Here is a 13,746-nt window from a genome sequence, read left to right as displayed (position 1 = left end):
AGAGTAATTGGTTCCTGGGTGACGGGAGTTTGACGACAGGCCCTAGGAGACCGCCACCCCGCCGCGGTCGCCGGCCGTCAGGCCCAGCTGTTCCGCGAACGCCAGGGCCGCCTCCGGCCGGACCTCGTACCAGGAGTCCCGGCCGCAGACCGCGTCCAGCAGCGCGGCGACGTCCTGCGCGCCGACCGCACGGGCCTGAGCCGCGGCGATGAAGGCGCGCACCGCGGCCGTGGCGTCCACCTCGGTCTCCGTACGGGCCACCAGGCCGCCGACGATCCGCCCGACCGCGGCATCACCGGGCGCGGCCCAGCCCACCGCCATCCCCAGCCCGTCGTCCGGCAGATTCCCGGGGTACGGCGCGCGGGCCCAGACCCCGCCCTCCCACCAGTAGACGAAGCCGAGGAGCTCGCCTTCGGCGTCCTGCCGCAGCTGCTCCCGGGGCAGCCAGTCGGGGCCGCCCGCCAGGAAGTCGATCCGGCGGCCGCCGTCGCGCGTGTAACTGGCGTCCGCGTCCTGGCCGCAGAGCAGGGCCCGGCCGTCGTCGTACAGCTTCAGCCACCACCAGTACGCGCCGCCGGCGTTCCAGCACCGCAAACCCTGGGCGCCGAAGGTGAATTCGTCCCAGTCGTCCACGGCGGCCGCGACCACCGCGAGCGTCGCGGCGCGCGCCCAGAGCCGCTCCGGATGGTCCAGGTCCTCGGGCACACTCGGCCTGTGCATGGCGGCTCTCCCCCGCTCTCCGGCGCGGCCCGTCGGGGCGGCCGCGCACCGTCCCCTGTCACCTCGAACCATAGCGACGGGGACTGACAGTGACCCCTGGCGAAACCGCCGAAATGATTAATTCCTCAACCAAATCTCGGGGCGCACAGGAGCGCAGGCCGGAGCACGCAGCGGAGCATGACGCAGGGCGCGGAGACGGGCACTAGGGCCTGTCCGATGGGCCGCCGCGGGCCCACGCGGACCCATCGGACAGGCCCTAGTTCAGCGACGGGTCGTCCGGATAGGTCGCCACCATCGCCAGCTCGTTGCGCTGGCGCCGCAGCACCGCCCGCCACAGCTGCTCGGGGTCGGGCGAGGAGACGTCGCCCGGCTCGGACTCGACGACGTACCAGGCCCCCTCCACCAGCTCGTCCTCCAGCTGGCCCGGCCCCCAGCCCGCGTACCCCGCGAAGATCCGCAGGCTGCCGAGCACCGCGGCGAGCAGCTCCGGCGGAGCCTCCAGATCGACCAGCCCGATCGCACCGTGCACCCTCCGCCAGCCGAGCGGCTCCTCACCCGACTGCACAGCGCCCGGGTCGGCGGGGTGCACCCCGGCCGCCGTCCCCTCGCCCCCCTGGCCGGCCCCGCCGTCACCGTCACCGTCACCGTCCGGGCGGCCGCCGCCGTCCACGGAGGAGACGCCGCCCTCGCCGGACAGCGCGCCGGGCACCACGGCCACCCCGAGCGCCGAATCCAGCGATACCGGGCCGCCCTGGAAGACCACCCCCGGTTCACCCGCCAGCGCGGCCCACGGCGCGAGGATGTCGGCGACGCCGACCGGGGTCGGACGATTGAGGATCACACCGAGGGAGCCTTCCTCGTCGTGATCGAGCAGCAGCACCACCGCGCGGTCGAAGTTCGGATCGGCGAGCGCGGGTGTCGCGACGAGCAGCCGGCCGGTCAGCGAGGACACCTCGGTCATGGTCACATGATCCCGCACTTCCCCCCGGAGCGGGGAGTCAATACCCACTCCCGCACAAGAGCAGTACAGGGCGTACGGCGGCAGCCCCGGCGCACGTGTGCACACGCGTACAGGGGCAGTGCCGACGCGCATATACGGGGCAGTGCCGACGCACATGTACAGGGCGGTGCCGGCGCACGTGACGGATACCGCTTATTCTCCGAGGCCCGTCCGGACCTGTGGAGGCCCGCTCACGGTCCGTTCACCCCGCTCGGATCAACGAGGTCTTTATGCGCGACATTCCGCAAGCTTTCCCCCCATAGGGAGATTACAGAGCAAAGGCGGATCGTAGCCCAGCGTGTTGTGACAAAGCCATTACATGCTCAGGGCCTGTACGTGCACACGGGCACACCCTTCGGCGCCCTTACCATTTCTGCTTGGCCCTGCCCGTCTCCAGGAACGCGAGATCCATGACCGTCTCTACTGACGACGTACTGCTTGTCCACGGCGGCACCCCGCTCGAGGGCGAGATCCGGGTTCGCGGTGCGAAGAACCTAGTGCCGAAGGCCATGGTCGCCGCCCTGCTCGGCAGCGGCCCCAGCCGGCTGCGCAACGTCCCCGACATCCGCGACGTACGCGTGGTGCGCGGGCTGCTGCAGCTGCACGGCGTCACGGTCCGCCCTGGTGACGAGCCGGGCGAGCTGGTCCTCGACCCCTCGCACGTCGAGAGCGCCAACGTCGCCGACATCGACGCGCACGCCGGCTCCTCCCGCATCCCCATCCTGTTCTGCGGCCCGCTGCTGCACCGCCTCGGCCACGCCTTCATCCCCGGCCTCGGCGGCTGCGACATCGGCGGCCGGCCGGTGGACTTCCACTTCGACGTGCTGCGGCAGTTCGGCGCGAAGATCGAGAAGCGCGACGACGGCCAGTACCTGGAGGCCCCGCAGCGCCTGCGCGGCTGCAAGATCCGGCTGCCGTACCCGTCCGTCGGCTCCACCGAGCAGGTGCTGCTGACCGCCGTCCTCGCCGAGGGCGTCACCGAGCTGTCCAACGCCGCCGTCGAGCCGGAGATCGAGGACCTGATCTGCGTCCTGCAGAAGATGGGCGCGATCATCTCCATGGACACCGACCGGACGATCCGGATCACCGGTGTCGACAAGCTCAACGGCTACACCCACCGGGCCCTCCCCGACCGCCTGGAGGCCGCCTCCTGGGCCTCCGCGGCGCTGGCCACCGAAGGCAACATCTACGTCCGCGGCGCCCAGCAGCGGTCCATGATGACCTTCCTCAACACCTTCCGTAAGGTCGGCGGCGCCTTCGAGATCGACGACGAGGGCATCCGCTTCTGGCACCCGGGCGGCTCGCTCAACGCGATCGCCCTGGAGACCGACGTCCACCCCGGTTTCCAGACCGACTGGCAGCAGCCCCTGGTGGTCGCCCTCACCCAGGCGTCCGGTCTGTCCATCGTCCACGAGACGGTGTACGAGTCCCGCCTCGGCTTCACCTCCGCCCTCAACCAGATGGGCGCCCACATCCAGCTCTACCGCGAGTGCCTGGGCGGCTCCGCCTGCCGCTTCGGCCAGCGCAACTTCCTGCACTCCGCGGTCGTCAGCGGCCCGACCAAGCTGCAGGGCGCCGACCTGGTCATCCCCGACCTGCGCGGCGGCTTCTCGTACCTGATCGCGGCGCTGGCGGCGCAGGGCACCTCCCGGGTGCACGGCATCGACCTGATCAACCGCGGCTACGAGAACTTCATGGAGAAGCTCGTGAAACTGGGCGCCTCCGTGGAACTCCCGGGCGGCACGACGGAAGCCTGAACGGAAGCCTGAACGGACGGCCGAGGCGCCCGCACCAGCCCCCTGAAGGCACCAGCCCCGAAGGGGCCGGTGCGGGCGTTCACACCGCTCCGCCGCCGCTCCGCTCCGCACCTGCGCGGTGCGGCCTTACTCCCGCTCCAGGACCATCCGCAGCGATGTGGACCGCCCCTCCCGCAGGAACTTCAGCCCCGCCCGCTGCTCCCGCAGAATGTCGGCGACGGCACGCTCGCCGATGAGTTCCGCACCGCGGGCCCGGTTGGCCTCCCCCCGCTCCAGCCAGCTCTGTACGGTCCGCACGCCGTCCTCCCGGTCACTGCGCACCTCCAGGACCCTGAAGAGTCCCTGGCCGGCCTCGATCAGCTCGGCACGGGTGGGCAGAGAACACTCGGGAAACACTTTGCGCGAGGCGTGCAATCCCTCCCGCACATTCTTCACGCCGTCATAGATATCCCTGATCCCCCGCACCCCCCAGAGCCTCCCGGAATCTCCGGCATCGCCGTTCCGGGTCACGGGTCGCACCGGCAATACCAGGGAAGCGAACCACCCCCGCTCATTCCAGGCATTGACCTGGAGCGAGATCCGCCCGCCCGGTCGCAGCCAGGAATGGCAGCGCAGGAAGAACTCGCGATAACGGGCGACCCGCTGCGCCCGCCACATGGTGTTGCCCGCGAAATGCTCGATCGCCTCGATGGCGACAATGGCGTCGTACGGGCCGTCCGGCTCATGGTCGTACCAGTTCTCGGCCCGGACCTCGCACCCCGGCCACTTCTGGTCACGTATCCACGCCGCCTGCCCCGGACTCATGGTCAGCCCCACGACATGCTGCACATGGTGCGTCTCCACCAGCCGCTTCATCAGGCTCCCCCACCCGCAGCCGACATCGAGCACCCGCGCCGCGCCCACCGCGTGCGCCGCCTCCGCGTGGTGGTCGAGCTTGCGCAGCTGGGCCGCCTCGAGCGTGTCGCCGGGCTCCCACATACCGAAGGAGTAGACGAGTTCGGGCCCCAGGATCAGCCGGTAGAAATCGCCCAGAAAATCGTAGTGATGGCGAATCGCTTCGAGCGACGTTCCTTTGTAGCCCGGGGATTTCGTGGTCTTCTTCGCGCCGAACAACACCATCCACCATCACCTGCCAAGGGCTTTGGTGCGGAAGTTCAGGATTCGGGGGTCGGTTCGGAATCGATTCGGGATTCGGCCCGGTACCGCCGCAGGAACCCGGTACCGCCGGTAGGAAGCAGCATACCGCCGCCCTTTTCCCGCGGCCTCCGGACGCCCCCGGGGCGTCCCGGCGCGCCCCGCACGGCCGTGGTGGGCCGCCTGACGGGCGTACGGCCGGCCCGACCGTCCGCGCACAGCGGCAAAGCCAGGACAGCGCCGTACGGGCCCGTACGCACGGCAGAGCGGCCATCCCTGGAGAGGATGGCCGCTCTGTCACGCCATGTAAGGAAAGGGCCTGCCGGCCCCCGGGCTTACTTGCCCTTGGCGGCTTCCTTGAGCTTGGAGCCCGCGGAGACCTTCACGCTGTAGCCGGCCGGGATCTGGATCGGGTCGCCGGTCTGCGGGTTCCGCGCGGTGCGAGCGGCACGGTGGGTGCGCTCGAAGGTGAGGAAGCCGGGGATGGTGACCTTCTCGTCGCCCTTGGCGACGATCTCGCCGACGGTCTCGGCGAACGCGGCCAGGACGGCGTCGGCGTCCTTGCGGGTCACCTCGGCGCGATCGGCCAGCGCGGCCACCAGCTCACTGCGGTTCATGTTTGTACTCCCGTGTTCTTCTTGCCAATGAGGCGTGCCACGCGGCGGAGCCGCATGTTCGGCTCAGCAAAGCCGATGCTGCCAGGTCCTCGGACAGTCCCCGGACCCGGGTCTGTTTCCAGACCCTCTCGCCCGAATACGCATCCTGCCCCTACCTGCGGCGGTAAAGCCAATCCGGCACCCAGGAGGGTCACACGAAAAGCGCCACTGCCTCATGTAGTGGTGACGCTCCGTGCCGATCCCACTCCGGGCCGGCCCCACAGGGCGGCGGTCGCTTACTGTCCGCCACCCTATGGGGGTCCTGAGGACGGCCTGTCGTGCGACGCGCCGTACTCAGAGCGCCGTGGTGGCCATCACAGCCGGGTCGGCGCCCTTGGCCGCCCCCCGGACCGCGTCGGCCACCGCACCCGCGACCTTCTCGTTGAAGACGCTGGGGATGATGTAGTTCGGGTTGAGCTCGTCGTCCAGCACGACGTCCGCCAGGGCGCCGGCCGCGGCCAGCATCATGTCCGTGTTCACCGTACGGGAGGCCGCGTCCAGGAGCCCGCGGAAGACGCCGGGGAACACCAGGACGTTGTTGATCTGGTTCGGGAAGTCGGAGCGGCCGGTGGCCACGACGGCCGCGGTCTGCCGGGCGATGGCCGGATCGACCTCCGGGTCGGGGTTGGCGAGTGCGAACACGATCGCGCCGTCGGCCATCCGCGCCACATCGTCGCCGTCCAGGACGTCGGGCGCGGAGACGCCGATGAACACGTCCGCGCCGACCACGGCCTCCTTGAGGGTGCCGGTGATGCCCTCGGGGTTGGTGTTGTCGGCGATCCAGCGCAGCGCCGAGTCCGGGTCGGCGTCGACCAGGTCGGCACGGGCGGCGTGCACCACACCGTGGATGTCGGCGACGACGGCGTGCTGGACGCCGGCCGCGATCAGCAGCTTGAGGATCGCGGTGCCGGCCGCGCCGGCGCCGGACATCACGACCCGGACGTCCCCGATCTTCTTGCCGACGACCCGCAGCGCGTTGGTGAGGGCGGCGAGCACGACGATGGCGGTGCCGTGCTGGTCGTCGTGGAAGACCGGGATGTCGAGGGCCTCGCGCAGCCGCGCCTCGATCTCGAAGCAGCGGGGGGCGGAGATGTCCTCCAGGTTGATGCCGGCGAAGCCGGGGGCGATGGCCTTGACGATCTCCACGATCGCGTCGGAGTCCTGGGTGTCGAGGCAGATCGGCCAGGCGTCGATGCCGGCGAAGCGCTTGAAGAGGGCCGCCTTGCCCTCCATGACGGGCAGGGCGGCCTTGGGGCCGATGTTGCCGAGGCCGAGGACGGCGGAGCCGTCGGTGACGACGGCGACGCTGTTGCGCTTGATGGTCAGCCGGCGGGCGTCCTCGGGGTTGTCGGCGATGGCCTGGCAGACCCGGGCGACGCCGGGGGTGTAGACCATGGACAGGTCGTCACGGTTGCGAATGGGGTGCTTCGACGACATCTCGATCTTGCCACCGAGGTGCATCAGGAACGTACGGTCGGAGACCTTGCCCAGCGAGACACCCTCGATGCCGCGCAGCTGCTCGACGATCTCGTCGGCGTGGGCCGTGGACGTCGCGGCGATGGTGACGTCGATACGGAGCTTCTCGTGTCCGGACGCGGTGACGTCGAGGCCGATCACCGAGCCTCCGTGGGACTCGACGGCCGTGGTGAGCTGGGAGACCGCGGTTCCCCCCGCGGGCACCTCCAGCCTGACCGTCATCGAGTAGGAGACGCTGGGCGCCGTTGCCATGGCCGACTTCCTCTGCTTTCACCGTGTCGCTGTGTTGCTGTGGTGCTGCTGTGGTGCTGATTGCCGTCCGATCGTCGCACCTACCGCGGAGTACGTGGTAGCCGCCCGGCATTGCGAACGTTGTGGTCGCGAGCGGCGGGCGCCATCGGAAAATGCATTCCACTGTACGAGAGGATGCGGGGGCAGTACAGCGCACCGGCACCGCGAACCGCGAACCGGCCCGGTGCATCGGCCCGGCGCACCGGCACAGCGAAGAGGTCCACGTCACCGGGTGACGTGGACCTCTTGTGTGCTCAATGGCACCGACCCGCCATGCTCGCCTCGCGGCAAGTGGTCGCTCGTAGCGACGATGGTTGGGCCCGGGGGCTTGGATCGAGCCGGTGCCGTCACCCAGGCTAACAAACCGTCCCCGGAAGCGAATCCCGCGCGGACGGACCGCTCAGTCCCGCAACAGGTCGGGGACCCCCACCGCATCCGGTTCGTCCCGCGCGGTGGACAGCACCGTCAGCTGCTGGGTGGCCCGGGTCAGCGCCACGTAGAGGACCCGGAGCCCGGCCGGGGACTCGTCGGCGATCTCCGCGGGCGAGACCACCAGCGTGGCGTCGTACTCCAGCCCCTTGGCCTCCAGGGAGCCCAGCGCCACCACCCGGTCGCCGAGCGGGGCGAGCCAGCGGCGGGCCTGCTCACGGCGGTTCATGGCCACCACCACGCCGACCGTGCCGTCCACCTCGTCCAGCAGGCGCCCGGCCTCGGCGACGGCGGCCCGCGCCAGCGCCTCGTCGCCGCCCGCGGGTCCGTCGCCGTCCGGGGCAAGAGCGAAGCGCGGCTCCAGGCCCGTCGAGCGCACCGCCTCCGGTGCCGGCATCCCGGGCATCGCCAGCGCGAGCACCCTGGCGGACAGCTCGGCGATCTCCGCGGGGTTGCGGTAGTTCACGGTGAGCGTGAAGCGGCGGCGCGGACGGGTGCCGAGCGCCTCGTCGCGGGCGAGCGCCGCCTCGTCCGGGTCGGACCAGGACGACTGCGCCGGGTCACCGACGACGGTCCAGGTGGCGTGCCGGCCACGGCGGCCGACCATCCGCCACTGCATCGGCGTCAGGTCCTGCGCCTCGTCGACGATGACGTGGGCGTAGTCGGTGCGCTCCTCCTCCAGCCGCTCGCGCCGGCCGCGGCCGCCGCCGTTGCGGTCCGCGTAGGTCGTCAGCTCCTCCAGACCGGTCAGCTGGTCGAGCGGGTCGGCCTCGCGCGGGCGGGGCGGGCGCATCGGGGCGCCGAGGATCAGCTGGAGCTCGTCCAGCAGCGCGACGTCGTGCACCGACAGCGGTCCCTGGCCGTCACCCGCACCCGTCACCCGGCCCAGGGAGCGGGCCAGTTGGCGCACCTCGCGCGGGTTGAGGATGCGCCGGGCCCAGCGGCTCAGCAGCCGCTCGTCGGCCATCGCGGCCAGCACGCCGCGCGGGGTCAGCTCGGGCCACCAGGCGTCCAGGAACTCCTGGAACTCCGGCTCGGTGGTGAGGTCCTCGTCGAAGCCCGCGCGGGCCTCGGCGGCCAGCTCGGGGTCGGTGTAGCGGCGGGCGGCGCCGGACTCGGCCCACAGGGCGTCCAGGATCAGCCGGCGGGCGCGCGGGCGCAGCAGGTTGACCGGGGCGGTGCCGCCGAGGGCCGCCTGACGGATCGAGCGCAGCTTGTCGGCGTCCAGTTCCAGGCGGCCGCCGAAGGCGACGACCCGCAGCCGCTCCGGGGGCGTGCCCAGCTCCAGCGCGCCGCGGGCGGCCTTGCGCAGCAGCTTCTGCATCCGCGAGGAGCCCTTGATACGGGAGACCGCCGGCGGGTCGTATGCGGTCGCCTCGGCGCCGTCCACCAGCGAGCCCAGCGCGCGGATGGCGACCTGGCCCTCCTCGCCGAGCGACGGCAGGACGCCCTCGGTGTACGCGACCAGCAGCGGCGTCGGGGAGACGATCAGGATGCCGCCCGCGTAGCGGCGCCGGTCCTGGTAGAGGAGGTAGGCGGCGCGGTGCAGGGCGACCGCGGTCTTGCCGGTGCCGGGGCCGCCCTCGACCTCGGTGACGGAGGCGGCCGGCGCCCGGATCACCTTGTCCTGCTCGGCCTGGATGGAGGCGACGATGTCCCGCATGGTGTGGCTGCGGGCCCGGCCGAGCGCCGCCATCAGCGCACCGTCGCCGACCGCCGGAAGCTCCTCGCCGTCCAGCGTCGCGGTGACCTCGGGGCGCATCAGATCGTCCTCGACGCCGAGGACCTTGCGGCCCTTGGAGCGGATGACGCGGCGGCGCACGACCCGGCCGGGGGCGACCGGGGTGGCGCGGTAGAAGGGCGCGGCGGCCGGCGCCCGCCAGTCGATGACCAGCGGCGAGTAGTCCGCGTCGAGGACGCCGAGGCGGCCGATGTGCAGCGTCTCGGCGATCGCGGCGCGGTTGTTCTCGATGGCGCCCTCGGCGGGCTCGACAGAGGTGTACGCGCCGTCCGGGCCCTTCTTGCCGTCCTTGCCGAGGAGCAGGTCGATCCGGCCGAAGAGGAAGTCCTCGTACTCGGAGTTCAGCCGGTGGAGGTGGACACCGGCCTGGAAGACCTGGGCGTCCCGCTCGGCGAGCGCGCCGGGCGTGCCGACCTGCCCGCGCTTGGCGGCGTCGTCCATGAGGAACTCCGCCTCGTGGATCTTCTCTTCAAGGCGCCGGTAGACGCGGTCCAGGTGCGTCTGCTCGGCGTCGATCTCACGGTCGCGCACGGAATCCGGCGCGTGGTCCGGCGTATGGTCCGGTGCGCGGTCCGGCATGTGGTCCGGTGCGTGCGTGGCGTTGTGCGCGGCCACCCAGGCCCCCTTCTGCTGTGCGTAGGGCAGCCGTCAACCGTACGCGAACCGGGCACAGTGCGCACCTGGTGCGAGGGACAAAATCGGGCGGATCCGATCGGATATCGCCGCACACCTTCACTTCGGGTGACTCAGACCTTTCCCCTTCGGCCGCTTCCCTTCATCTCTTTCCGTGCGCGTCATCTCCTTCCGTACGTGTCATCTCTTTCCGTATGCGTCGCCTCCTTCCGTACGTGTCATCTCCTTCCGTACGCGCCGGCGGTGCCGCGCCACCCGCTCCCGGTTGCCGCACACCTCGCTGGAGCACCAACGGCGGCGCCGGCCGTGCGAGGTGTCCAGATAGACCAGCCGGCAGCCCTCGCCCGCGCACTCCCGCAGCTGCCCGCGCGCCACCGCGTCGGTCAGCAGCCCGACCGCGTCCCGGGCCACCACGGCCAGCAGCCCGGCACAGTCGGGCGGACGGGAGAACGTACGGGCCAGAGTGCCGTCGGCGGCGCGCAGCACGCGCGGGGCGGGCGGGTGCCCGGCCGCCGTGACGGCGTTGAGCCGCGCCAGGTCGGCATCGGCCGCCCGGCCCCGCAGCTCGTCGTGCACCACCCGGGACAGCAGGGCGCGCAGCGCCCGGAAGCGGGCGACCCAGCGGCCGTCGACGCCGTCCAGCGGCACGCCCCGCGGCACCAGTCCCGCGCCGACCAGCCAGGCCGCCAACTGGCCGGGGCCGGTGAGGCGTTCGTCGGGCCCGCCGCCGCTGGTGGCCATCAGATCCAGGCAGATCCGCCCGCAGTCGAACCGCAGGCCGCAGGGCGCCGTCATGTGCCTGTCACCTCTTAGGACAACCAGCCCCTCGGGAACCGGGCGCGTGTCCTTCCAGGGTGCCCGGCGCGGGCCGGGCCGGGAACCCTGTGGCTACGTGAATACGCGGCTACGTGGCGCCGCCGTACTTGTCGGTGTCCGCGTGCGGATCCAGGGACAGCCGGTATCCGCGTTTGACGACCGTCTGGATCAGCTTGGGCGCGCCCAGCGCCACCCGCAGCCGGGCCATCGCGGTCTCCACCGCGTGCTCGTCGCGGCCCGTACCCGGCAGTACCCGCAGCAGTTCGGCGCGGGAGACCACCCAGCCGGGGCGGCGGGCGAGGGAGCGCAGCAGCGCCATCCCGGCCGGCGGCACCGGCCGCAGCTCACCGTCCACCACGACGGCGTGCCCGCGGATCTCCAGCCACCGGCCGGCCACCGGCAACGGCCGTACCCGGCACGGAAGTTCCCGGCACAGCAGCTGTACCAGCGGCCCGAGCCGGAAGCGGGCCGGCTGGAGGGTGGGTACGTCCTCGGCCTCCAGCGGCAGCGCGGTGACCGGGCCCACGCACACCGGCAGCACCTCCGTGCGCAGCGCCCGCAACAGTTCGTCCCGCATACCGCGCTCGGCCGCCCGGCTGAGCAGCGAGGCGGCGGCCGGGGCGCTGGTGAAGGTCACCGCGTCCAGGCCGCCCGAGGTCACCGCGTCCAGGAGCCGGTCGACCGGACCGATGTCCTCCGGCGGCATCCAGCGGTACACGGGGACGCCGACGACCTCCGCGCCGCCGGCCCGCAGCGCCTCCACGAACCCGGGCAGCGGCTCGCCGTGCAGCTGGACCGCCACCCGTCGCCCGGCCACGCCCTCGGCCAGCAGCCGGTCCAGGACCTCGGCCATCGACTCGGAGGCCGGTGACCACTTCTCGGTCAGTCCGGCGGCCCGGATCGCACCGCGCACCTTTGGCCCGCGCGCCAGCAGCTCCACCCCGGCCAGCCGGGCCAGCAGCGCCTCGCCGAGCCCCCAGCCCTCCGCGGCCTCGACCCAGCCGCGGAAGCCGATGGCGGTGGTGGCGACGACCACGTCGGGGGCGTGGCCGATCAGGTCCCGGGTCACCGCGAGCAGCTCGGTGTCGTCCGACAGCGGGACGATGCGCAGCGCGGGCGCGTGCAGCACCTGGGCGCCGCGCCGTGCCAGCAGCGCGCCCAGTTCCTCCGCCCGCCGGGCCGCGGTCACGCCGACGGTGAACCCGTCCAGCGGCCGTACCGCCGGCCGCACGTCCGGCCCCGGCCGCCCCTGCTCGCCCTTCTCGCCGTGTTCCTGCTGCTGATGGTGCATGGTGGTCCCGCTCCGCCCAGAGTGGTCGTACTGCGTCCGCGCCCGGCCGCCGCGGCCCGCGCGGCACGGGTGCCAGGGTGGCCCAGGCTGCCAACGGCACGTGACAGGCCCGGTCCTCCGGTGTTTCCCCACGGTAACGACGGGCGCCGGACGGCCCGGAGGTGCCTCCGGCGCAGGCCTCGCCCCGCGGAGCGGCAGGCCGTGCGCCTGCGCGCGTCAGGGCTCCTCCCACCGCCGTGCAGCGAGCCGCACGCCTCCGCGCGCCGGGACTCACACCTCCGCGTAGACCGGGCGTCGCTCCCCGTCCGTGCCCGGCGTACCCGTGCCCGTGCCCGCCGCGCCGGCCCCGGCCGCCCCGCGCCGCGCCGCACGCCGCTCGCGCGCCACCGGGCGAAGGTATACGGCCCAGGTCACCGCGCCGCACACCGCGTAGCAGAACAGGAAGGCGACGAAGGCGGGGGTGCCGGAGCCGGCCGTCAGGAACGACTGCCGGAAGGCGAGGTTGATGGCCAGCCCGCCGAGCGCGCCCACCGCCCCGATCAGGCCCATCGACGCACCCGACAGCCGCCGCCCGTACGCCGCCGCCGTCTCCCCCGTCAGCCCGCGGCGTACCGCCTGGGCCTGGAAGATCCCCGGGATCATCTTGTACGTGGAGCCGTTGCCGAGCCCGGTCAGCACGAACAGCGCGATGAACCCGACGAGGAACACCGGCAGCGACCGCACCGCCGAGGCGTGGATCACCACGCCGGTGGCCAGCCCCATCGCCGCGAAGTTGCCCAGGGTGATCCGGGCGCCGCCGAACCGGTCGGCCAGCCGCCCGCCGACCGGCCGGACCAGCGACCCCAGGAGCGGCCCGATGAAGGTCAGCGAGGCCGCCTGGAGGGGCGTACGGGCGAACTGGCTCTGCAGCACCAGGCCGAAGGCGAAGCTGTAGCCGATGAACGACCCGAACGTGCCGATGTACAGCAGCGCCATCACCCAGGTGTGCGGCTGCCGGGCGGCCTCCAGGGCCGCCCCGGTGTCGTTGGTGACCGGCGCGAGGTTGTCCATGAACAGCGCCGCGCCCGCCGCCGCCAGCACGATCAGCGGCACATAGACGGCCAGCACGAGCCGGGGCTGAGCGGCCCCCGCCGTCCCGATGACCAGCAGCCCCAGCAGCTGGATCACCGGCACCCCGACGTTGCCGCCGCCGGCGTTCAGCCCCAGCGCCCACCCCTTCTTCCGCAGCGGATAGAAGGAGTTGATGTTCGTCATCGACGAGGCGAAGTTCCCGCCGCCGACGCCCGCCAGCGTCGAGACCACCAGGAACGTGGTGTACGAGGTGCCGGGCTCCATCACCAGCGCGGCCGCCCCGGTGGGCACCAGCAGCAGCAGCGCGCTGAGCACCGTCCAGTTGCGGCCGCCGAACAGCGCCACCGCGAAGGTGTACGGGACCCGGAGCACCGCGCCCACCAGCGTGGGCATCGCCACCAGGAAGAACTTCCCGGCCGGGTCGATCCCGTACTCCGGCCCCATGAACAGGACCATCACGGACCACAGGCTCCAGACGGAGAAGCCGATGTGTTCGGAGAGCACGGAGAACACCAGGTTCCGCCGGGCGACCCGTTCTCCGGTCTCCTGCCAGAACCTCTCGTCCTCCGGGTCCCAGTGCTCGATCCACCGGCCTCCGCGCCGCACCCGGCCGCCGCCGTCGGTACGGGCCTCGGCACCGTCATCGCCGCGGGTGGGGGGACGGTTCTCGCCACGGGCGGAGGGCCGGATCTCGCCACGGGCGGGGGGACGGTTCTCGCCGCGGGCGTGGG

10 protein-coding genes are annotated in these 13,746 nt (G+C 72.3%); 1 reads left to right on the top strand and 9 read right to left on the bottom strand.

Annotated features, from left to right (window positions below; all coding sequences use genetic code 11):
• Positions 1-42: 42 nt before the first annotated feature.
• Together AZE13_RS35645 and AZE13_RS15860 are read right to left on the bottom strand one after the other, a co-directional pair.
• Positions 43-720 (bottom strand): hypothetical protein, encoded by a 678-nt coding sequence (locus AZE13_RS35645; RefSeq protein ID WP_066931533.1) that lies wholly within the window; start codon positions 718-720, stop codon positions 43-45.
• A 256-nt stretch (positions 721-976) separates the two neighbouring features.
• On the bottom strand, positions 977-1,681 hold the full coding sequence (locus AZE13_RS15860; protein WP_066931955.1) for a YqgE/AlgH family protein: 705 nt from the start codon (positions 1,679-1,681) through the stop codon (positions 977-979).
• Between the two features lie 449 nt (positions 1,682-2,130).
• Between AZE13_RS15860 and murA the strand changes: the two genes are divergently transcribed.
• Entirely contained in the window at positions 2,131-3,477 is a 1,347-nt protein-coding gene (murA, locus tag AZE13_RS15855) for a UDP-N-acetylglucosamine 1-carboxyvinyltransferase (protein WP_066931532.1), read from the top strand.
• Positions 3,478-3,603: 126 nt separating this feature from the next.
• Here murA and AZE13_RS15850 read toward each other — a convergent pair whose 3' ends face one another.
• The 7 genes from AZE13_RS15850 to AZE13_RS15820 all read right to left on the bottom strand — a co-directional run bounded on the left by AZE13_RS15850 (position 3,604) and on the right by AZE13_RS15820 (position 13,621).
• On the bottom strand, positions 3,604-4,596 hold the full coding sequence (locus AZE13_RS15850; protein ID WP_066931530.1) for an SAM-dependent methyltransferase: 993 nt from the start codon (positions 4,594-4,596) through the stop codon (positions 3,604-3,606).
• Positions 4,597-4,946: 350 nt separating this feature from the next.
• The gene (locus AZE13_RS15845) at positions 4,947-5,228 is read right to left on the bottom strand and encodes an HU family DNA-binding protein (RefSeq protein WP_007382399.1); all 282 of its coding nucleotides are present in this window, start codon (positions 5,226-5,228) and stop codon (positions 4,947-4,949) included.
• 333 nt (positions 5,229-5,561) lie between these two features.
• Positions 5,562-6,995 carry an NAD-dependent malic enzyme gene (locus tag AZE13_RS15840; protein ID WP_181690355.1) on the bottom strand — a complete coding sequence of 478 codons (1,434 nt, stop codon included), beginning with the start codon at positions 6,993-6,995 and terminating at the stop codon, positions 5,562-5,564.
• 439 nt (positions 6,996-7,434) lie between these two features.
• Complete coding sequence (locus AZE13_RS15835; protein ID WP_398780152.1) at positions 7,435-9,819, bottom strand: HelD family protein; 2,385 nt, start codon at positions 9,817-9,819, stop codon at positions 7,435-7,437.
• A gap of 198 nt (positions 9,820-10,017) precedes the next feature.
• Positions 10,018-10,632: a CGNR zinc finger domain-containing protein gene (locus tag AZE13_RS15830; protein ID WP_066931528.1), complete on the bottom strand. Its 615-nt coding sequence runs from the start codon at positions 10,630-10,632 to the stop codon at positions 10,018-10,020.
• A gap of 109 nt (positions 10,633-10,741) precedes the next feature.
• The gene (locus AZE13_RS15825; RefSeq protein WP_066931526.1) at positions 10,742-11,944 is read right to left on the bottom strand and encodes a uroporphyrinogen-III synthase; all 1,203 of its coding nucleotides are present in this window, start codon (positions 11,942-11,944) and stop codon (positions 10,742-10,744) included.
• Positions 11,945-12,214: 270 nt separating this feature from the next.
• On the bottom strand, positions 12,215-13,621 hold the full coding sequence (locus tag AZE13_RS15820; RefSeq protein WP_079124089.1) for a nitrate/nitrite transporter: 1,407 nt from the start codon (positions 13,619-13,621) through the stop codon (positions 12,215-12,217).
• Positions 13,622-13,746: the final 125 nt, after the last annotated feature.

The organism is Streptomyces sp. NBRC 110611 (assembly GCF_001590865.1).
Lineage (GTDB): Bacteria > Actinomycetota > Actinomycetes > Streptomycetales > Streptomycetaceae > Streptomyces.
The sequence above is the reverse complement of the archived record's forward strand: the minus strand, read 5'-3'. Positions and strand labels throughout refer to the sequence as shown.

Excerpts from the sequence above, each read along its gene's own strand:
- AZE13_RS15850 (WP_066931530.1), bottom strand. The coding sequence starts at position 4,596 with ATGGTGTTGTTCGGCGCGAAGAAGACCACGAAATCCCCGGGCTACAAA.
- AZE13_RS15830 (WP_066931528.1), bottom strand. The coding sequence starts at position 10,632 with ATGACGGCGCCCTGCGGCCTGCGGTTCGACTGCGGGCGGATCTGCCTG.
- AZE13_RS15860 (WP_066931955.1), bottom strand. The coding sequence starts at position 1,681 with ATGACCGAGGTGTCCTCGCTGACCGGCCGGCTGCTCGTCGCGACACCC.
- AZE13_RS15840 (WP_181690355.1), bottom strand. The coding sequence starts at position 6,995 with ATGGCAACGGCGCCCAGCGTCTCCTACTCGATGACGGTCAGGCTGGAG.
- AZE13_RS35645 (WP_066931533.1), bottom strand. The coding sequence starts at position 720 with ATGCACAGGCCGAGTGTGCCCGAGGACCTGGACCATCCGGAGCGGCTC.
- AZE13_RS15825 (WP_066931526.1), bottom strand. The coding sequence starts at position 11,944 with ATGCACCATCAGCAGCAGGAACACGGCGAGAAGGGCGAGCAGGGGCGG.
- AZE13_RS15845 (WP_007382399.1), bottom strand. The coding sequence starts at position 5,228 with ATGAACCGCAGTGAGCTGGTGGCCGCGCTGGCCGATCGCGCCGAGGTG.
- murA (WP_066931532.1), top strand. The coding sequence starts at position 2,131 with ATGACCGTCTCTACTGACGACGTACTGCTTGTCCACGGCGGCACCCCG.